Below are 20072 nucleotides of genomic sequence, written 5' to 3'. Positions count from 1 at the left end.
AAGTTTCACTTTAATCAAATTTGATATAATCTCAAAAAAATAAAAGGCTAAAAAAATGTCAACATATATTTTTGGACACACGAACCCAGACTCTGATTCTATTGTCGGAGCTATCTCTCTAGCGTACCTTAAAAACCAACTAGGTGAGGATTGTATCGCTGTTCGTCAAGGTGAAATTTCCCCAGAGACGGAGTTTATACTTAAAAAGTTTGGAGGAGTTAAGCCAGAGCTTAAAACTTCATTTACAGGAGAGAGCGTTTATATAGTTGACTTCTCAGATATTGCTCAAGCTCCAAAAGATATAGCAGAGGCTACAATCTTAGGTATAGTGGATCATCACAAACTTGGCGACTTAACAACTGACACGCCATTAGAGTGTTGGATAAGACCTATTGGCTGCTCAAATACAGTCATAAAAGAGATGTATGACTATTATAAAGTTGAAATACCAAAAGATATAGCTGGAATGATGATGTGCGCGATTTTAAGCGACACTGTAATCTTTAAATCTCCAACATGCACAAAAATAGACACGAAGGCTGTAAAAGATCTTTCTGTTATCTGCGGTATTGAGGATTATAAGGCTCTTGCTATGGAGATGTTTATAGCAAAATCACAAGTAGAGGGCGCATCTGCTCGAAATTTAAATACAAGAGATTATAAACCATTTGACATGAATGGCACTAAGGTTGGTGTTGGTCAATTAGAGATGGTTGATATTTCTGTTCTTGATAGCAGAATCGATGAACTTTTTGCCGATATGAAACTTATGAAAGAAGAAGATGAACTTCATACTATTATGATGCTCTTAACTGATATTATGAAAGAGGGATCAAAAATCTTGGTTTTAAGCGATGATGCATCCAAAGTTGAGAGCGCGTTTGGTATAAAACTTGAAAATAACCAAGCTTGGCTAGAGGGTGTTTTGAGCAGAAAGAAACAGATTATTCCATTTCTTCAGCCACAGTTTTAATACATAATAAATTTATTAAAATAGATCTCTTCAACCTTTATGGTTGTTAGATTTTTATTTAAAGTCACTATTATTTCTTGCTTCATCTTTTTATTATCTATTGTAGTCATGGGACTTGCAAACATAACGCTAATAACTCTATCTCTTAAAATAGAACTTTTTGCTTTAATCTCGTCTTCTATGCTATCTTCTATTTTAAAGATACCACTACTATTATCATTTATTTTTTTATATTTAAACGATATGTTTGCTTCAAGCTTTCTGTTGTCTGCCAAAACAAAGAGAAAATCTCCTAGATTTATAAACTTGTCATTCGTAACAGTTGCCTCTAGGCACTTGTTATCGCTCTTGTGTGTATCTTTTTTAGATGTAGATTTATCTTTAAAGTTAAACATTTTAATATATGATGAGCTTGAAATTTGAACAACTAAAGCTATTGATAAAATTACAATTAGCGCAATGGTTACTGAAATAGCTTTTTTTATATTTTTATCTATTTTAGTCCACATATAAGTATCTTTTTATTTTTTTTGTTGGAGTTTTTATAAATGGTTCTAACTGCTCCTCAAATTTAACTATCCTAGAAAAAGATGAAACTTGTGAATTTACATTATTGCGCATCTCTTCAAGATAGTTAGCTATATCTTTTCTTACTTTTTCATTTGAGCTGTTTAGCGCATCAAATTTTTTATTAACAAACTCTTCGTCTAGATGAACTTTGGCTACTATTTTTCCGCCACTCTCAATCACAAGAGATTCCACAACCGCTTCTTGTTGATTTATAATAGATTCTATCTGTTCCGGGTATATATTTTCACCACTAGAGCTTATGATTACATTTTTACTTCTTCCATCAATAAACAAGAAACCATCGCTGTCTATATAGCCCAAATCACCAGTCAAAAACCATCCATCTTCCATAACCTCGGCAGTTTTTTGTTTATCTTTATAATAGCCCATCATTACACTAGGTGATTTAACTAATATCTCTCCACTCTTATCATTTGGATCTGTTTTTTTTATCTTTATCTCAACTCCTGCAAAGGCAGTTCCGGTTGATTTTAATCTTGGTTTTTCGCCAATAACAGAACCAGCAATTAGTGGGGCAGTTTCTGTTATCCCATAGCCAACTATATATGGAAAATTTGCTTCTATAAGAAACTCTTCCACAAAAGGAGAAAGAGCTGCTCCGCCAATAGCAAAAAATTTTAGTCTTCCTCCAAATATTTTTAGTAGCTTTTTACCGGCTATCCTGTTTAATATCTTTCTAAAAAATGGTATTTTATAAAGATGTCTCATGATAAAAGAGCTGTTAAATTTTTCTAAAACTTTGTTTTTGTAAATTTTCTCTATTATAAGTGGAACGCTAAACATCATAGTTGGCTTTACACTGCTAAATGCTTTTATGAGAATAGATGGCGTAGGAATTTTATCAATATAGTATACACTGCTTCCATGAAGTACTGGAACTATCATTCCGGCAGTGCACTCAAATGTATGTGCTAACGGCAAGATAGATAAGAAAACATCAGAAGGCAGTATTTTTACTTTAGAAAAAGATGACATAGCATTTGTGACAATATTTTTGTGTGAGAGCATAACTCCTTTTGAGTTACCTGTCGTACCAGATGTGTATATAATTGCTGCTAAATCATCTTCTAGCGGTTCTGTAGAGATTAGATTTGCCTCGCTTAGATTATCCGCTATGCTATAGTTTGATGGTTTGTTGATTATTTTTAATTCATCTATATTTATGATGAGTTTTATTTCTGATTCTTTGCTATTTTTTATTATCTTAAACTGTTTGTCTGATGTAAAAATAGCTCTTGCTTCCGAGTGTTTGAGTATGCTAATAATATCTTCTGGATGAAAATCTACAAGTACAGGAACAACCACTGCTCCAAAATATGTAATAGCAAAGTATGCAACGCCCCAATTGGGCATATTCTCGCTAAGAAGCAATACTTTATCACCTTTTGAAATGCCATTTATCTGAAGGAGCTCAACTGCTTGTTTTACTCTCTCCATAAACTCGCCGTAACTCATAGCACTCTTATCTACCATACCAAAAGATGGTCTCTCTTTGTAGAGCCTTATAGAACGATTTAATAGATTTGGGAGTGTGTGGTGGTTTAAATCATTATAAGGATAATTCATCTCTCTACTTTATTGTGGTTTTATAAAATATGATTATACATATAAAACATAAAAATATAATTTTTTAAAACTATTTTAAATTTAGCAAAATTATAATGCAAAAATTGTTCCAACTCTTACATTATTTTCAGTTTTAATACTCTACAATACACAAACAATACAATAAATGGTTGGGTGATGAGAATAGATAAGTTTTTAAATTCAGTAAATATCACAAAAAGACGCTCAGTAGCACAAGATATGATAGATAATGGCGTGGTTTTAGTAAATGGCATAGTTGCTAAAGCTAGCAAGAATGTAGAGGTTGGAACTGTAATAACTATCAATTATTTAGAACATATTAAAAAATATGAAGTCTTACAGATACCATCTGTAAAGTCAACACCAAAATCACTTCAAGATGAGTATATCAGGGAGTTATTATGAACTATGAAGAGACAAAAAAAGCATTTACTTCTCTTTTTAATCACGAGATGAGCAATACGCAGATGAGGGATTTTCTACTGAGTGTTAAGCTTGATAAGAGCACCTCTGCGCAGAGTATCTCCGCAGCTGCAGAAGTTATGAGGTCTTACGCAATTCTTCTTCCTATCCAAGATAATCTTCGCGCCTCCGTAATTGATATTGTCGGAACAGGTGGAGATAAGATAGGCAGCTTTAACATCTCTTCGGCGGTTTCAATTTTGGTGGCATCTTGTGGTAGTTTTGTTGCAAAGCATGGAAGCCGCTCTGTTACCTCAAAGTCAGGTAGTGCGGATTTATTCGAAGAACTTGGAATAAGACTAGATTTAAGCATAGAAAATAGCGCAAAATTGCTTCAGGAGAGCGGCTTTACTTTTATGTTTGCGGCAAATTACCACCCTGCTATGAAGTTTATTATGCCTATTAGAAAAACTATAGAAGATAAGACCATTTTCAATATTTTAGGACCACTTACAAATCCAGCTGGTGCTAAAAAATCACTTATTGGTGTTTTTGACAAATCTTTTGTGACTAAAATGGCGGAAGCCCTTCAAGATAGTGGCTCAACCTCAGTCATGGTGGTTAGTTCAAAAGAGAGAATGGATGAGATAAGTATTAGCGATATTACTTATGCTGCTCAATTTAGTGGAGGAGCTTTAAAAGAGTTTATAATTGACCCAGAACAGCACAGAATAAAAAAAGCACCTCTAGAGGCGATAGTTGGAGGTGACTCAAAAGAGAACGCGAAGATTTTATATGACATTTTTGGTGGCACAGCAACAGATGCGCAAAGAGATATAGTGTTAATAAATGCAGCTGCAGCACTTATGGTAGATGGTTTGGCTCGTGATTTCCAAGATGGCTTAGAGATGGCAAAAGAAGCTATAGAAAAAGGAAAAGCCAAAGAAAAACTAAAAAATATTATTGAAATATCAAATAAATTATGATAAAAAATATAGTAAAACTAGATGGTATTATCTTAATTATTGAAGAAATATTTAAAAATTTCAATAATGGTGTGATAATTTTAAGAGGTGATCTCGCATCTGGAAAGACAACTTTTGTAAAAGAGGTTGTAAAGTTTTTAAAAGTTAATGAGGAGGTTACTTCACCTACTTTTTCACTTCAGCATTGCTATGGAGATAAAATATTTCACTATGACATATACAATCATGGACTAGAGCACTTTATATCTTTAGGAATGTTAGAGGAACTAGACAGGGACGGACTACACCTTGTGGAGTGGGGTGATGAGGAACTTGTAAAAATACTTGATTTGGCAGATATAAACACTTTAGTTATAGATATAGAAAAAATTTCAGATGATAAAAGAGAGTATAGGATAAGTTATGCACACACTAAAAGCAATTAATCTAAATAAAAAAATAAAAAATTTAGAGATAGTAAAATCTATGAGTCTTGAAGTAAATAGTGGTGAAGTTGTGGGACTTTTAGGCCCAAACGGAGCAGGTAAAACAACTACTTTTTATATGATCTGTGGCTTAGTTGAAGCCAGTGGAGGGAATGTCTATTTTGATGATGAGAATCTATCTGGTATGCCACTTCATGAGAGGGCTTTAAAGGGAATCGGATACCTTCCACAAGAAGCTTCTATCTTTAAGGATTTGAGTGTTGAAGAAAACTTGCTTGTAGCTGCTCAAGTTACTATAAAAGATAAAAAAGCCCAAGAAGATCGAATACTTGAACTTCTTGATATGTTTAACATTGAGCCGATTCGTTACCGTAAAGGTATAAGTTTGAGTGGTGGAGAGCGTCGTCGTGTTGAGATTGCAAGAGCTTTGATTAATTCGCCAAGATTTCTGCTCTTAGATGAACCATTTGCTGGAGTGGATCCAATCGCAGTTATGGATATACAAATGGTTATAAAACAGCTTGTTTCTTATGGTATTGGTGTGCTCATAACTGATCACAATGTTCGTGAAACTTTGGATGTTTGTGATAGAGCTTATGTTATTAAGTCAGGTGAGCTTTTAGCAAGTGGTACCAGCGATGAGATAGGTCAAAATGCAGATGTTCGCAAGTACTATTTAGGCGAGGAGTTTAAGCTTTAAGAAGCTTAAAAAAATATGGCAACATTAAGACAGAGTGGCAGTTTAGAAAATAAGCACAAGCTTTCAAATACACTTCGTAATTGGTTGCCTATTTTGCACTCAAGTTTAAGTGATTTGAGTGAGGTTATGTCGCCTTTTGTTGAATCAAATCCGCTGATTGAAGTTAAGTCTGGATTTGAAGTAGATTTTGAAAAAAGTATCCCAAAAAAAATCATAAGTGGTTCCGTAAGCAATAGCAGAACTGAGCACATAGAGGCACTTACGGTAGCTTTTCGTTCACTTTATGATGTGTTGGACGAACAACTGGAGGCCCCACTTTTCACAACACCATCCTCACAAGCAGTTGCAAGATTTGTTGTGGCAAATCTAGATGAAAATGGCTATTACGAAGGAGATAGTGAAGAGTTTTGTGCAAAGCATAATACTAGTTTAGATGAATTTGAGAAAATTCGCTTGAGATTCGCGTATGTTGAACCAGTTGGAATAGCAGCAAAAAATCTCTCAGAATCATTTTTGTTTCAACTTGATAGTTCAGATGTAGATGATAAGGCTTATGGCTTGTGTGTGAAAGTAATTAAAGACATTGAAAACATATATAACTATTCGGATGAAGAGAATTTCAGTGAAGTTATGCGAGTTTTAGGTACCTTTAAAAACCCACCTGCCATTGAGTATCTGGAAGAATCAGCACAAGTTATACCAGATTTGATGATATTTTTTAATGAAGATGAATCTGTTGAAGTAAAGTTAAATGACGCATACTACCCCGTTATAACAATAGATACTAACTATAGAGTTGAACATGACTATGTATCGCAAAAGATTAAAGAAGCAAAAAGTTTAGTTGATGCCCTTGAGATGAGAAAGGCAACTCTTTATAAAGTTGGACTTATGATAGTTGAGTATCAATATGAGTTTTTTACAGGTGGGGCAATCATGCCACTAACTTTAAAGACTTTAGCGGATGAGTTTGGGCACAACCCATCAACCATATCAAGAGCAATTGCAAACAAGTATATAGCCTGCAATAGAGGTGTTTTTGCGATGAAAGAGTTTTTTACTACAGCCATAGATGATGATGTCTCAAATGCAGCTATAAAAGAGTTTTTAATTGGAATTGTCAAACAAGAAAATAGACTAAAACCACTTAGCGACATGAAACTTCTGGAGTTAATTCAAGATAAATTTAAAGTAGTGATGGTGCGAAGGACTATAGCAAAATACAGAAAGCACTTAAATATCGCAGGTTCAAGTGAGAGAAAAAAATTATATCATCTGCATTAGGAAGAAATTTACAAGATAGGTTGATTTATGAATGTTAAAGAACTACTAGATGCAGAAGTTGCTAAACGCAATTGCGAAGGTGAGATTTGCGAAGATAGGCTAGACCCCATAATGGTGGCTCACAGACACAGAGATGAGATTATTTCGCTTGTTTGTGCACTTTTTGCTTATGGAAATGTAAAGCAGATTGTAAAGTTTTTAAACTCATTAGATTTTTCTCTGCTTCAAAAAAGTGATGAGGAGATAATCGAAGCTCTAAAAAATCACTACTACAGATTTCAAAAATCCAATGATATTGCAGTGCTTTTTATAGCACTTAAAAGATTAAGCGAAAAAACAACACTGGAAGAGGTTTTTAAAACTGGATATAACAAAAATAAAAGTGCGATAGAGGGTATAAACAAGCTAATAGAAACGCTGCAAAATCTCTATCCGTACCAATCACAAGGATATAATTTTCTAATCTCTCAAGTAACTTTAAAAACAAAAGGAGCAGGTGCACTAAAGAGATGGATGATGTACCTTCGCTGGATGGTAAGAGAAGATAGCATAGATATGGGTTTGTGGAGCGGGATTGATATGGCGGATTTGATTATCCCGCTTGATACACATACTTTCAATGTTTCAAAAAAGCTTGGGCTTTTGAGTAGAAAAAGTTATGATTTAGAAGCTGCAATCGAGCTGACAAGTGCACTGAAAGCATTTGACAACAAAGACCCACTTAAGTATGATTTTGCACTTTATAGGATTGGGCAAGAGAGATTGCTAGAAGAGTAGAAGGTGAACCCTAGAGTTCACTATGGGCTACATCTCTGATTTGAGAAATTCTATCTCCACCTGCTTTTTGAGCATAAAGCATTATTGCCTTTGCTTGTTTTATAGCTTCTTCGAGATTCGTATTATTCGGCTTTATAATATATCCGCCGCTAATAGTTATCTTAACTTCTCCATTAAAATTTAGTTCAGAGATACTTTTTCTAATAATATCCATATCTCTAAATGACTCTTCTTTATTTTTACGAGAAAGAATAACGGTAAATTGTTCACTATCCGTTCTTCCTATAACATCTGTAGCTTGCTCGTTTAGTGATAGCGAAAAAGCTATCTTTTTCAATACGCCATCTATAAATTCTTGAGGATACTTTTTATTATTTTCTGAAAAATTATCAATTTCAAAAACAGTAACTGATGTATAACTATTATCTTTCATCCCTTTTTTTTCAGAATACGAATTCATTAGACCTCTTAAGTTGTTTATGCCAGTAAGTGGATCAATCATTGCTGGATTTTCAGATGAAATGGGCTTTCTCTTCATTCTCATTGCGATTGAATCAGCTTCTTTGGTAGATACAATGTAGCCTTTTTGTTCAGTATTATATAAATATTCTAAATCTTTATATACCAGCTTTAATTTTTTTCTATACCAAAAGGTAACCAACAAGACAATAATAAACTCTGCAAAAGAGATGTCTTTATGGATATCAAATTTTAATTTATCATAAGCAGAGGCTCTTAATAGTAATAAATCTATATGACTTAAAAGAGAATTTTTGCTTATTTGTAACTCTATCTTTTTTTCTTCATTCTCTTTCTTATTTATGGAGCTTATAGAATAGTAGTCATTTGCCTTTTTGTTGAAGGCTACTACGAGAGAATCCAGTTTGTCTAAATCTGCCAGATAAACATGACTATTCATGATTATGTATTTTTCTGCAAAATTATACTCATATAAATTACGAAGTTTTTTAGTGTTGTCTTGAAGCTGAGCACCTTGTCCGCTTAGTTTAATCAAAGATAATTCAATATCATCAAGCGATAGCTTATCTATGGAGTTAACAATTTCTTTTTGACTAAAAAGAGTATTAATTTTTGCATATGAATTATCATAATCAATTAGCATAAATACACTTATCCCAATAAAAATAGTTACTAAAATAAGATAGTTAATAAGGTTGTTAAATATGCTTTTTATTGAGTATTTCAAGGTGATTTTCCTATATAGATGGTATAATATTTACTATTTTATATGCATTGGCTTTAATTGTAACTTAAACCATTTTTAAGAAGTGTCATTGAATCTAGAAAATTACTTTATTTCACTGTTTGATAGCGACCGCATTGGTGATGATGGTGCTTATATTGATGGCTTCATTTACTCTAAAGATGCATTTTTTGAACATGTTCATTTTAAAACTAAATGGATGAGTTATTATCAGATTGCATCAAAAGCTATGATGGTTAATCTCTCGGATGCTATTGCTATGAATGCAAAGCCAAAGTATGCACTGCTGAGTGTTGCAATGCCAAAAAGTATCACAAAAGTACAAATGAGAGAACTTTTTTGTGGCTTTAGAGATGCTGCTTCTAGCTATGGCGTTGAGATAATTGGTGGTGATACCATTAGTAATATAAAACTAGATATAACCATAACAATTATCTCAAAAACAGATAAGCCACTCTTTAGAAAAGGCCTGAGAGATGGGCATTTAGTGGCATATACTGGTAATCTAGGCAGAAGTGCCAAGGATCTAAAAAAATTAATGAATCTTGGTGAAATTCATAAAAAATCAAAATTTGTGAACATAAAACTTAGAGACAGATTTGTATCAAAAAGTGCTAGGTTTTTAAGTTCAGCTATGGATATCTCTGATGGCCTTTTTAGTGATTTAAATAAACTCTCATCAGCAAATAAGATGGGTTTTAAGTTTAAAAAACCAATATCTAAACAGATTGGCTGTAGCGGTGAAGAGTATGAGATGCTTTTGGCATTTAACAAAAGGGATAAAAAAGCAGTTTTAAGACGAGCCAAGCAGAGCAGAACGCCGCTAAATATCTTTGCAAAAAGCATTAGAGGTAAATATAAAAATATGTGTAAAGCACATCACTTTTAAAATTAGGATTATAATATGGATAGATTTTACTCTTTAAACCATGCTAGTATCGACTTTCACTTTAGACAAAACAACAGAGATTTTGTTGTTGATGAGTTACCTCTTTATGAGTTTTCAGGCGAGGGCGAGCATCTTGTTCTTCATGTAAGAAAAAAAGATCTCTCTACTCTTGAGTTGGTTTCCATCATTGCTAGATATTTAGGAATTAAAAACAAAGAGATTGGTTATGCAGGGCTAAAAGATAAACATGCTATGACAAAACAGTACATCTCAGTCCATAAAAACTTTGAAGCTAAAATGGATCAATTTTCTCATGAAAATGTAAAGATTTTGTCAAAAACATATCATCTTAACAAGATTAAAATAGGACATTTAAGAGGTAATAGGTTTTTTATTAGACTAAAAAAAGTAAATCCAACTTCTGGTGTGAAACTAGATGAAGCTCTAAAAAATATAGCAACATTTGGTATGCCTAACTTCTTTGGTTTTCAAAGGTTTGGAACTGATGGTAACAACCATATAGATGGAGAAAAAATCGCAAAAGGTGAGAAAAGAGAGAAAAATCCAAAGATAAAACAACTGCTTATAAACGCCTATCAGAGTCATCTTTTTAACCTTTGGTTAAGTAGAAGACTGGAGATTAACTCTCTAGTTGGTAAATTTGAAGCAAAAGAGCTTGAATCACTTCTCAATATTCCAAACGGTGAACTTTTAAAAATGAAATCTCAAAAACATCCATTTAAGCTAATGAACGGCGACATCATGGAGCATTATCCACATGGAAGATTGTTTGATTTTGATGGACAAGATGAAGATCGCATTAGATTTATGGAAAAGAAGATCTCTCCAACTGGACTTTTGTGTGGTAAAAAAGTTAAGCTCTCTTCTGATATTGCTGGAGTTATAGAAAAAGATTATAACGATACGATTGATGAAGATGGAGCAAGAAGATATGCTTGGGTATTTCCTGAGAATGTTGAGGGAAGATATAAAGAAGATGAAGCGCACTATGAGCTAAATTTTTCTCTTCCAAAGGGATCTTATGCGACGGTATTGCTCGAAGAGCTGGCAAAGCGCAAACTCGACAAGTAATATAAAACTTTTTTTAAGTCAGAAATTTATAAATTATTAGGAAAAATATATATGAGCAAACACATCACCTCGGCAATTTCACAAAGTTTTGCAAAATTTGCAAATAAAAAATTCTCAAAACCAATGCAAAATTTTATAAATAGTTCTTATGTAAATATTATGGGGCTTGATATGAGCGAGTTTAAATCGCCTAACAGCTACAACACTTTAAATGAACTATTCACAAGACGATTGATAAAAGATAGAGATTATTCGCCAAACTATGATGACTTTATATCGCCATGTGACTCGTTTATCTCTGAGTGTGGGAATCTGAAAAGTGATTACGCACTTCAGATAAAAGGCATGAGATACAAAAGCGATGAACTTTTAGGAAGCAATTTTACTCAAGAGGAGAAAAATATAGTTCATAACGGAGTGTTTGTGAACTTTTATCTATCCCCAAAAGATTATCATCGTTATCATATACCGATGGATTTAAGGGTTTTAAAGGCTGTGCATATTCCTGGTAAATTTTATCCAGTAAATATGCCCTCGCTTAAAAAAAGAGTAAATCTTTTTGTTGAAAATGAGCGAGTTGTGATACTGTGCGAGACTAATGAAAAGAAAAGATTTTACATAGTGCTTGTGAGTGCTTTAAATGTTGGAGTTATGAATGTTAGTTTTGAATCAAAAATAAAAACAAACAGTGATGCAACCAAGAGTAGTGCTTATAGTTATGAGGGTGTTTATTTGAAAAAAGGTGATGATTTTGGTTGTTTTGAAATGGGCTCAACAATTGTTATTCTTGCAGAAAAAGATATGTTGGAGCTAAGCGTTAAAGCTGGGCAAAATGTTAAGTATGGACAAAATATAGCAAAGTTAAGAGTTTTTAATCACTAGCTTTGTATAAAGTTTTCCATCTTGCATGTAGATTTGTATTTCCGTTTCTATGGGGTTTTTTAGTACGCTTAGCGCACCTTGGATAGAGTGAAAAACATGATTGAAATTTTGGAACATTGGTGTTATAAGATAATCAATGTGATCTCTTTTTAAAATATCAGCCAAAGCATTAATGGCACAGTAATACACATTTTTGTTAATTGATCTTTGAATCATATAATCATGCATTATTCTTATATTGTTTTGAAGAGCCACTTTATCTGCTTCTGATAAAATTTTATTTTCATGAGCCCTTTGAATATTGTGCTCTATTTCACCTTCAATATTATGATTTTGTTTTTCAAGCAAAGATTCTATATTTGGACAAATTTTTTTTATCTCATCTTCCATCTCTCTTTCTGAGAGTCTTTTAGAGTCAATATCATAGTTGTAAACTCTATTTTCGATATATGGGTGATCTAGAGCGTTGATAAGCTGTATAGCTATGTTTAAATAGCTATATTTGTCATCTTTGTTATTATCAAATTGGATTCCAGTATGTGAAATAATAGGTTTTGGTCCGACATATTTTAATTTCATATAAAAACCTTTTTTGAAAGATTGTTTTTATATTGTACTATTTTTTAAATATTAAATCTAAAGTGCATGACATCACCATCATTTACTATATACTCTTTACCTTCTAATCTCATTTTTCCAGCTTCTTTGGCTTTTGCTTCACCACCAAAAGCAACAAAATCATCATACGCTATAACTTCTGCGCGAATAAATCCTTTTTCAAAGTCATTATGGATAACTGCTGCTGCTTTTGGTGCGGTTGTATTTTTGCGAATTGTCCATGCGCGAACCTCTTTAACACCAGCTGTAAAATAGCTCATAAGACCAAGTTTATCAAAACCTTTTTGAATAATTTGCTCTAATCCTGATTCAGCAACACCAAGATCTCTCAAGAATTCATCAGCCTCTTCATCATCAAGACCAATCAACTCCTCCTCTATTTTTGCACAAAGCTTTATAAGTTCACAGCCGTTTTTAGCTGCATGCTCTTTTAATTCAATAACATATTTGCTATCTTCAACTAAACCATCTTCATCTACATTTGCCCCGTACATTATCTCTTTTTGAGTTAAAAATCTAACTTCACGATTTAAAAGCTGATATGTTTCGCTATCGGCTTGAGGGTAGTTTCTAGCTAAATTTCCATCAGCTAAAAACTCTAAAAGTTCTTCTGCCATAGCTAGAGATGCAGCGGCAGTTTTGTCTGTTTTTGCATATTTTTTGAGCCTCTCCATTCTATTTTGCAAAACTTCAATATCTGCTAAAATAAGTTCGCCTTCAATTATAGATACATCTCGCAGAGGATCAATTCCCCCCTCTGTGTGGACAATATTGTCATCTTCAAAGCATCTAACTATCTGTAAAATTACCTCTGTTTCACGGATGTTTGATAAAAATTTATTTCCTAAACCTTCGCCCTTGGATGCACCTTTTACAAGACCTGCAATATCCACAAAGTCTAGAATTGAGTGTTGAATTCTCTCTGGTTTTACTATTTTTGCTAAAGCATCAAGTCTCTTGTCTGGAACAGGAACAACTGCTTTGTTTGGTTCGATTGTACAAAATGGATAGTTTGCCGCTTCCGCGTTTTGTGCTTTTGTTAAAGCGTTGAAAGTTGTTGATTTGCCTACATTTGGAAGTCCTACAAGACCGATGCTTAAACCCATGATTAAAACCTTTTTTTGTTTGATTAAAAACGCAAAAGAAACATGTTTCCTTTGCTATGTTAGCCGATATGGCACTAAAACTTGTCTGTTTTGAGGCAGAATAAAACGATTGATCTTGTTTGCTACTTAATATCCCTCAAAAATTGTGTCATTAAACGAACCCCAGCTCCTGTTGCACCGTAAACATTACAATCCCATGGAGCTTCTGTGTATGCAGTTCCGGCTATATCAAAGTGCATCCACTTGTTTTTGTTCTCTTCTCTTATAAATTTATCCAAAAACATACCTGCCGTTATTGCTCCACCGTAAGGTTTTGAAGCTGTATTGCTTATGTCCGCTATTTCGCTTTTTAGTAGTTTTTTGAGATGGCTGTTAAACGGTAGCGAGCTGATAAGTTCTCCGGCATCACTTCCTGCTCTTGAGAGGTCATGTTTTAGTTTATGTGAATGACCCATTAGTCCTGTTGTGTACTGTCCAAGAGCAATCATACAAGCCCCTGTGAGTGTTGCAAAGTCAAAAATATAATCAGCATTTACCGCATCTTGTGCATAGTCAAGAACATCGGCTAGCACTAAACGACCCTCGGCATCTGTATTTCTTACCTCAATTGTTGTTTTACTTCTTGAGACTAGAACATCATCAGGCTTATAGGCATTTCCGCCAACCATATTTTCAACTGCGCCTATAAAAGCGTGAACTTCAATGTCAAGTTTTAGTTCACTTACTGCTTTTATCATCCCAAGAACTGCACATGCTCCAGCCTTATCCATCTTCATAGTAACCATTGAAGTTGGTGCTTTTAGACTTAGTCCACCGCTATCATATGTCAAACCTTTGCCAACCAGGGAGATGATTTTTTTAGGATTTTCTGGTTTATAGCTTAAATGAATCAAAGCACTTCCATGAACCGAAGCACGACCAACCGCAAGCATGGCACCCATATTCTCTTTTGCTAAATCATCTTCTTGAAGAATGGTGCATTGCAGTTTATTATCAACCGAGAGTTTTTGTGCAAGCATCGCTAGTGTTTGCGGGTTAATCTCTTGCGGTGCTTTGTTTACTATATCGCGAGTAAAATTTGTAGCGTTTGAGACAATTATAGCCTCGTTGAAAATAGTTTCTAATTTTTCAAAATCCAAATCATCAGTTGTTAAAAATATTTCTTCAAGTGCACTTTTTTTCGGTTTTGATTTGTACTCATTAAACTCATAGCCACCCAAGACAAGTCCTTCAACTAGAGCACTTAGTGTCGATTTGCTGATAACACTTAGTTTTGCAGATATGAAGTTTGAAGATTTTAGAGCTTTTATGGCGCAAGCAGACGCACTTCTTAAGTCATCGCTTTTTTTACTCTCAACACCACAAAAAAGTATAGTTTTCTCATATAAAAAACATGTTGAGTCTTGCTCGGCTTTAAAACCAGCCTGCTTTAAGATTTTTGCCTCTTTATGGCTCTCTAGATCATCTTTTGTTAAGAACTCTACTAACACTTCTGCAGAGACTTCCGATATATTTTTGTTTACTAATTTAATATTCATTTTATCCTCATTTTTAATTATCAAAATTTAGCATCTCTTTTGCTTGGATCATATCTTTATCCCCACGCCCAGAGATATTTACGATGATAAGTTTATCTTTTATATTTTCTATTTTTTTGAGATATGCAATTGCATGAGCGCTCTCAAAAGCGGGAATAATTCCCTCTTTTCTTGATAGCCACACAAATGCATCTAACGCCTCTTGGTCTGTCGCATAATCATAACTTACAGATTTGTTGTCATGATGAAATGCGTGTTCGGGACCTATTCCTGGGTAATCAAGTCCTGCTGAGATTGAGTGAGCTTCTAAAATTTGCCCGTCTTCATCTTGAAGAAGGTAGCTCATTTGACCATGTAAAACTCCAGGACGACCTTTTTTTAGGGAGCATCCATGTTTATCTGTTTCAACTCCAAGACCCCCAGCTTCGATGCCTACGCATCTAACTTTCTCATCCTCTAAAAAGTGTTGAAATGCGCCAATTGCGTTGCTTCCACCACCAATACAAGCGATTACAAAGTCCGGTAAACGATTCTCTTTTTCTAGTATCTGTGCTCTTGCTTCATAACCGATAATGGCTTGAAAGTCTCTAACCATCATAGGGTAGGGGTGAGGTCCTGCAACTGTGCCAATTATATAAAAAGTGTCTCTTGCGTTTGTGACCCAGTGACGAATTGCATCATTCATCGCATCTTTTAGTGTTTTGCTTCCACTCTCAACTGAATTTACTTTTGCGCCAAGAAGTTTCATACGAAAAACATTTAATTCTTGCCTTGCTACATCTTTTGCACCCATAAATATTTCACACTCTAGACCCAAAAGTGCACAGATAGTTGCAGTTGCAACACCGTGCTGACCAGCACCCGTCTCGGCTATAATTTTTTTATAACCTAATCTTTTTGCCATCAGACCTTGAGCGATAACATTGTTTACTTTATGCGCGCCTGTGTGGTTTAAGTCTTCTCTTTTTAGGTAGATTTTTGCACCAAGCTCATCAGAGATATTTTTCGCATAGTAAAGTGGAGAAGGACGACCGACATAATCTTTGAGATAGTAATCAACTTCACTCCAGAACTCTTTGTTGAAACGGATAGTCTCATACTCGGACTTTAGCTTTAAAAGTGCAGGCATTAGCGTCTCAGGAACATATCTTCCACCAAAAGCTACGCTCTCGTCAGAGAAAACTCCGAAGTGCCCATTTTCATCTGGATCAAATTTAGATGCGGATGGGATGTACATTAGCTAACCTTTACTACGGAATAAACAGGGCTTGTTTCACTTAGTTTTTTTGCCCCATCCAAGAAACTAAGCTCGATTATAAAACAAGCTTCCACGCACTGAGCACCTGCTTGTTTTATGAGCTTTGCAGCAGCATTTGCGGTTCCGCCTGTTGCAATCAAGTCATCTATGAGTAAAACCTTTGCATTTGGAATCCCACTAAAAGCATCTATATGAACCTCTATCTCATCTATACCATACTCTAGCGCGTATTTTTCACTTATGGTTGTGTATGGGAGTTTACCTTTTTTTCTTATTGGTACGAAGCCAATTCCTAGCATTTGTGCAAGTGCTGCACCAAATATAAAACCTCTAGCATCAATTCCAGCAATATAGTCTAGATTGCACCCTTTGTATTTTTGATGAAGATGACCCATAAGAACACCATATGCTTCTTTATCGTTTAGGAGTGTTGTGATATCTTTAAATACTATTCCAGCTTTTGGAAAATCTTTTATATCTCTTATGGAGTTTTCTATAATTTCTCTATCTTTACTGCTTAGTGTCATTTTATTCCTTATATTAGAGCGTCTATGCGTGATTCGAGCGCTTTGATTTTGTTGTTTAAGCGATCTATATCGCCTCTATGTTTAGTGTTTCTCTGTTTTAAAATTTTAAGTTCATTTCTTAATTTTATCAGCTCATCATTTAAAATATCAACATTCCCAAGTGCTCTCTCAAGTTGTATTTGGTACTTTCTGATAAGTATTTCTGCTTCTTGAAGTGTTAGTTTCATAAGCTCATTGCTTCGTTGCTCTTTGTTTGTAATACTTTTAAAGTAAAACATCTTAACAAAGAGGTATATAGAAAGTATTGCTAGCGTTGTTAAAAGAGACCATTCAAAAAACATCTATTATCCTTAAACTTTTATAGCTTCAATTTTATTTACTCTATCAAGGTGACGACCACCATCAAAACCACCAGCAATCCATGCATCTAAAATAGACTCAGCAACGCCATATCCAACAACTCTCTCTCCATAGCATAAAACATTTGCGTCATTATGACCTCTTGCAACTGTTGCTGTGTATGCGTCATGGCAGAGTGCCGCGCGGATACCATGATGGCGATTTGCTGCCATGCTCATGCCAATTCCAGAACCGCATATTAAGACACCATGAGCCTCTTTATCTGCTAAAACAGCGTTACAAACTTTTATGGCATAATCTGGATAATCAACTCTATCTTTGTTAAATGGACCAAGGTCTATAACCTCATGACCTTTTTTTTTCAACAGCTCTACCGTGTAATCTTTAAGGTTTAAACCAGCGTGATCGGTAGCAATATAAAATTTCATTTAATCTCCTTTTTATGGTAGTAATAGATTAAGAATCATCCGCACAGGCATCAAAAGTAGATAATCTTTTAGTGGTGTCATGATGATTATAAGAACTACAAAGATACTATATCTCTCGTTTTTATAAAAAAATTCAGCAACGCTGTTGATTTTGTATTTTAGTGATAGGTGCATAACGAAATGTGCACCATCAAACTGAGGAATAGGAAGTATATTGAAAACCGCTAAGAAAATATTTATAATAAGCAGTTGATACACAAGAAGATAGCTAAATATATAAAACATATCATCCGCTGATGTTGGTTGATGCATAGCAACAATAGCCATTGATGCAAAAACGGCCGTAGTTAAGTTAAAAACAATACCCGCCAAATCAACTTGCATAGCTCCGCTGTACCCAGCATTTCTTATAACTGTTGCCATATTTACAGGAACTGGCTTTGCCCAGCCAAATAAAAATCCACTATCGGCACCAAGGAGCATCGGTAAAAAGTACATACTTAGAGGAACTATGATTGTGCCAACCATATCCACATGAACTAGTGGATTTAGAGATAGTCTCCCTGCGTTTTTAGCGGTAGAATCACCGTATTTGTTTGCTACCCAGCCATGCATAATCTCATGACCAATAATAGCAACAGCCAAGGCGATAACGGCGGTTAAAATCTTTAATAAATCAATAGACTCCATGATCATCTTTATCTAGTCTTTTTCTCTCTTCAATAGCTTTGTTTAGATGTTCTGGTTGCTCTAGATCAGTTGGAGTTTTACCAACTCTATCCCATCTAATCTCCCATTTTTCATCAACGCTAAAATAAACAAACCAAGGAGTCCCTTCTATATTATCATAAGGAACTGCTCCCCAGAAACGGCTATCGTTTGAGTGGTCGCGATTGTCACCCATCATAAAGTAGTTATCTTTATTGACTCTTATTGGAGCAAAATTAAAAATTTCCATAGGGTGTTGTCCATCGTCAATAATTTTTTCATCATGATGAATACCTGGGTGCTCTTTTTCGTATGGATTTTTAACCCAAAGTTTTCCAACAAAAACAATTATCTCATAGTTTTTAAAATTGTTTTTAATCCACTCATCACCCTCGTGAAAGTGTATATATAAATTTTTATCTACCAAAAAAAGCTCATCATCAGGAAGTGCTACACATCTTTTTACAAAGTGTTGTTTAATATTGCCTGGATATCTAAAAATTACAATATCACCTCTTTTTGGCTTCTCTCCATCCATAAGACGAAGTTTGTCGCTCCATGGCATGATAGATGTTTCTATAAAAGGAAGGTGTGGCATCGGGATGCCATATGCAAACTTTTTAGCAAAAAGGTGATCCCCTATGAGAAGTGAATCTTTCATGGAGCCAGAAGGGATTCTAAAAGCTTGCGCAATAAAAAATATAACAAAAAGAACTATTATTATGGTTCCAGTCCACGAGTTTGAAAATTTATATGTTTTATGTAGGAATTTTTTCATTTATACTCTTTTGTGTGATTGAATTTGTGCAGCTTTTAGTGTATTGCTCAGCAACATGGCGATTGTCATCGGTCCAACTCCGCCTGGAACGGGTGTAATATATGAGCATTTTTTACTAACCTTTTCAAAATCAACATCTCCAACCAATCTGCCATCTTCATTTCTACTTATACCAATATCCACGATGATTGCGCCATCTTTTACCATATCTTCTTTGATGAGATTGATAACGCCAACCCCAACAAAAATCATATCAGCGTTGAGGGTGTGTTTTTTGAGATCATCTGTGAAAATATGACAAATCTCAACCGTAGCATCTTTGTTTAAAAGTAGTGCAGCCATAGGCTTTCCTACGATGTTAGACGCGCCAACAACTACACAGTTTTTACCTTTTACATCTATGTTGTACTCTAATAAAAGCTCCATTACGCCAAGCGGTGTACATGGAACAAAACCGTCTAAACCAGTCGAGAGTCTTCCGACATTGTATGGATGAAAGCCATCCACATCTTTGCTCGGCTCAACAAGCTCAAGTATTTTTGTTGTATCTATTTGTGGTGGAAGTGGAAGTTGTATAAGAATTCCGTTTATATTTGGGTTGTTGTTCATCATGGTTATTGTGTTTTCTATGGCATCTTGAGAAATATCCGATGGCATCTCGTGAGTAACTGAGTAGAAGCCAACTCTATCGCAAGCTTTTTTCTTCATGTTCACATAAGCCGCACTAGCTGGATCTTGCCCAACTAAAATCACAGCTAGCCCTGGTACTAAACCAGTATCACTTTTAAATTTTTTAACTCCAGCCATTACGCTGTTTTCTATTTTAACTGAGAGTGTTTTGCCGTCAAGAAGTTGCATCTAAACCCCATAAATTATTTTTTTGGTATTATAGCGATTTATTTCATAACCAAAATAAAATGCTAATATGGTTTTGAAAA

The 20072-nt window shown here is 34.6% G+C and carries 23 protein-coding genes; 10 read left to right on the top strand and 13 right to left on the bottom strand.

What is annotated here, in order from left to right:
- Positions 1–55 precede the first annotated feature (55 nt).
- Positions 56–973 carry a manganese-dependent inorganic pyrophosphatase gene (locus PHV22_RS03420; protein ID WP_299945749.1) on the top strand — a complete coding sequence of 306 codons (918 nt, stop codon included), beginning with the start codon at positions 56–58 and terminating at the stop codon, positions 971–973.
- Here the strand turns inward: PHV22_RS03420 and PHV22_RS03415 are convergent.
- Both PHV22_RS03415 and PHV22_RS03410 read right to left on the bottom strand, forming a co-directional pair.
- Positions 970–1482 carry a flagellar basal body-associated FliL family protein gene (locus PHV22_RS03415; protein WP_299945746.1) on the bottom strand — a complete coding sequence of 171 codons (513 nt, stop codon included), beginning with the start codon at positions 1480–1482 and terminating at the stop codon, positions 970–972. The two genes, PHV22_RS03420 and PHV22_RS03415, sit on opposite strands and share 4 nt — an antisense overlap.
- Positions 1472–3130, bottom strand: a complete 1659-nt coding sequence (locus PHV22_RS03410) for an AMP-binding protein (protein WP_299945743.1) — start codon at positions 3128–3130, stop codon at positions 1472–1474. Before PHV22_RS03410 ends, PHV22_RS03415 begins: the two co-directional genes overlap by 11 nt.
- A gap of 177 nt (positions 3131–3307) precedes the next feature.
- Here PHV22_RS03410 and PHV22_RS03405 point away from each other — a divergent pair, with 177 nt between their 5' ends.
- Genes PHV22_RS03405 through PHV22_RS03380 form a run of 6 tightly spaced genes read left to right on the top strand, consistent with a single transcriptional unit; the run spans position 3308 to position 7725 of the window.
- Positions 3308–3556: an RNA-binding S4 domain-containing protein gene (locus tag PHV22_RS03405; RefSeq protein ID WP_295023088.1), complete on the top strand. Its 249-nt coding sequence runs from the start codon at positions 3308–3310 to the stop codon at positions 3554–3556.
- A complete protein-coding gene (gene trpD, locus PHV22_RS03400) occupies positions 3553–4539 on the top strand; it encodes an anthranilate phosphoribosyltransferase (RefSeq protein ID WP_295023089.1) in 987 nt (328 codons plus the stop codon). Before PHV22_RS03405 ends, trpD begins: the two co-directional genes overlap by 4 nt.
- Positions 4536–4964, top strand: coding sequence for a tRNA (adenosine(37)-N6)-threonylcarbamoyltransferase complex ATPase subunit type 1 TsaE (gene tsaE, locus PHV22_RS03395; protein WP_295023090.1), 429 nt, complete (start codon positions 4536–4538; stop codon positions 4962–4964). The genes trpD and tsaE overlap by 4 nt, the downstream gene beginning before the upstream one ends.
- Complete coding sequence (gene lptB, locus PHV22_RS03390) at positions 4942–5664, top strand: LPS export ABC transporter ATP-binding protein (protein ID WP_295023091.1); 723 nt, start codon at positions 4942–4944, stop codon at positions 5662–5664. Before tsaE ends, lptB begins: the two co-directional genes overlap by 23 nt.
- Before the next feature lie 15 nt (positions 5665–5679).
- On the top strand, positions 5680–6948 hold the full coding sequence (locus PHV22_RS03385; protein ID WP_295023092.1) for an RNA polymerase factor sigma-54: 1269 nt from the start codon (positions 5680–5682) through the stop codon (positions 6946–6948).
- 27 nt (positions 6949–6975) lie between these two features.
- Complete coding sequence (locus tag PHV22_RS03380; RefSeq protein WP_295023093.1) at positions 6976–7725, top strand: TIGR02757 family protein; 750 nt, start codon at positions 6976–6978, stop codon at positions 7723–7725.
- Positions 7726–7735: 10 nt separating this feature from the next.
- Here the strand turns inward: PHV22_RS03380 and PHV22_RS03375 are convergent, their stop codons facing one another.
- Positions 7736–8932, bottom strand: coding sequence for a GGDEF domain-containing protein (locus PHV22_RS03375; RefSeq protein WP_299945737.1), 1197 nt, complete (start codon positions 8930–8932; stop codon positions 7736–7738).
- Between the two features lie 88 nt (positions 8933–9020).
- Between PHV22_RS03375 and PHV22_RS03370 the strand changes: the two genes are divergently transcribed.
- The 3 genes from PHV22_RS03370 to PHV22_RS03360 are packed head-to-tail and all read left to right on the top strand — an operon-like array spanning position 9021 to position 11813.
- Positions 9021–9839 carry a thiamine-phosphate kinase gene (locus tag PHV22_RS03370; RefSeq protein ID WP_295023095.1) on the top strand — a complete coding sequence of 273 codons (819 nt, stop codon included), beginning with the start codon at positions 9021–9023 and terminating at the stop codon, positions 9837–9839.
- A 15-nt stretch (positions 9840–9854) separates the two neighbouring features.
- Positions 9855–10931, top strand: a complete 1077-nt coding sequence (gene truD / locus PHV22_RS03365; RefSeq protein ID WP_295023096.1) for a tRNA pseudouridine(13) synthase TruD — start codon at positions 9855–9857, stop codon at positions 10929–10931.
- A gap of 51 nt (positions 10932–10982) precedes the next feature.
- Positions 10983–11813 carry a phosphatidylserine decarboxylase gene (locus PHV22_RS03360; RefSeq protein ID WP_295023097.1) on the top strand — a complete coding sequence of 277 codons (831 nt, stop codon included), beginning with the start codon at positions 10983–10985 and terminating at the stop codon, positions 11811–11813.
- Here PHV22_RS03360 and PHV22_RS03355 read toward each other — a convergent pair.
- The 10 genes from PHV22_RS03355 to folD form a co-directional block, all read right to left on the bottom strand.
- The gene (locus PHV22_RS03355) at positions 11793–12392 is read right to left on the bottom strand and encodes a hypothetical protein (protein WP_295023098.1); all 600 of its coding nucleotides are present in this window, start codon (positions 12390–12392) and stop codon (positions 11793–11795) included. The two genes, PHV22_RS03360 and PHV22_RS03355, sit on opposite strands and share 21 nt — an antisense overlap.
- A 44-nt stretch (positions 12393–12436) precedes the next feature.
- On the bottom strand, positions 12437–13537 hold the full coding sequence (gene ychF, locus PHV22_RS03350; protein WP_295023099.1) for a redox-regulated ATPase YchF: 1101 nt from the start codon (positions 13535–13537) through the stop codon (positions 12437–12439).
- Between the two features lie 122 nt (positions 13538–13659).
- Positions 13660–15075, bottom strand: coding sequence for a leucyl aminopeptidase (locus PHV22_RS03345; RefSeq protein ID WP_295023100.1), 1416 nt, complete (start codon positions 15073–15075; stop codon positions 13660–13662).
- Between the two features lie 13 nt (positions 15076–15088).
- Positions 15089–16312 carry a tryptophan synthase subunit beta gene (trpB, locus tag PHV22_RS03340; RefSeq protein ID WP_295023101.1) on the bottom strand — a complete coding sequence of 408 codons (1224 nt, stop codon included), beginning with the start codon at positions 16310–16312 and terminating at the stop codon, positions 15089–15091.
- The gene (locus PHV22_RS03335) at positions 16312–16860 is read right to left on the bottom strand and encodes an adenine phosphoribosyltransferase (protein ID WP_295023102.1); all 549 of its coding nucleotides are present in this window, start codon (positions 16858–16860) and stop codon (positions 16312–16314) included. The genes trpB and PHV22_RS03335 overlap by 1 nt, the downstream gene beginning before the upstream one ends.
- Positions 16861–16868: 8 nt before the next feature.
- Positions 16869–17201, bottom strand: coding sequence for a hypothetical protein (locus PHV22_RS03330; protein WP_295023103.1), 333 nt, complete (start codon positions 17199–17201; stop codon positions 16869–16871).
- Between the two features lie 9 nt (positions 17202–17210).
- Complete coding sequence (rpiB, locus tag PHV22_RS03325) at positions 17211–17648, bottom strand: ribose 5-phosphate isomerase B (protein ID WP_295023104.1); 438 nt, start codon at positions 17646–17648, stop codon at positions 17211–17213.
- Between the two features lie 12 nt (positions 17649–17660).
- On the bottom strand, positions 17661–18338 hold the full coding sequence (locus PHV22_RS03320; protein WP_295023105.1) for a site-2 protease family protein: 678 nt from the start codon (positions 18336–18338) through the stop codon (positions 17661–17663).
- The gene (gene lepB, locus PHV22_RS03315; RefSeq protein ID WP_295023106.1) at positions 18325–19134 is read right to left on the bottom strand and encodes a signal peptidase I; all 810 of its coding nucleotides are present in this window, start codon (positions 19132–19134) and stop codon (positions 18325–18327) included. The genes PHV22_RS03320 and lepB overlap by 14 nt, the downstream gene beginning before the upstream one ends.
- Entirely contained in the window at positions 19135–19992 is an 858-nt protein-coding gene (folD, locus tag PHV22_RS03310) for a bifunctional methylenetetrahydrofolate dehydrogenase/methenyltetrahydrofolate cyclohydrolase FolD (RefSeq protein WP_295023107.1), read from the bottom strand.
- Between the last annotated feature and the right edge of the window lie 80 nt (positions 19993–20072).

Origin of the sequence: Sulfurimonas sp. (genome assembly GCF_028713515.1) — a bacterium.
GTDB lineage: Bacteria > Campylobacterota > Campylobacteria > Campylobacterales > Sulfurimonadaceae > Sulfurimonas.
This window is presented reverse-complemented; position numbering and strand designations above follow the sequence as displayed.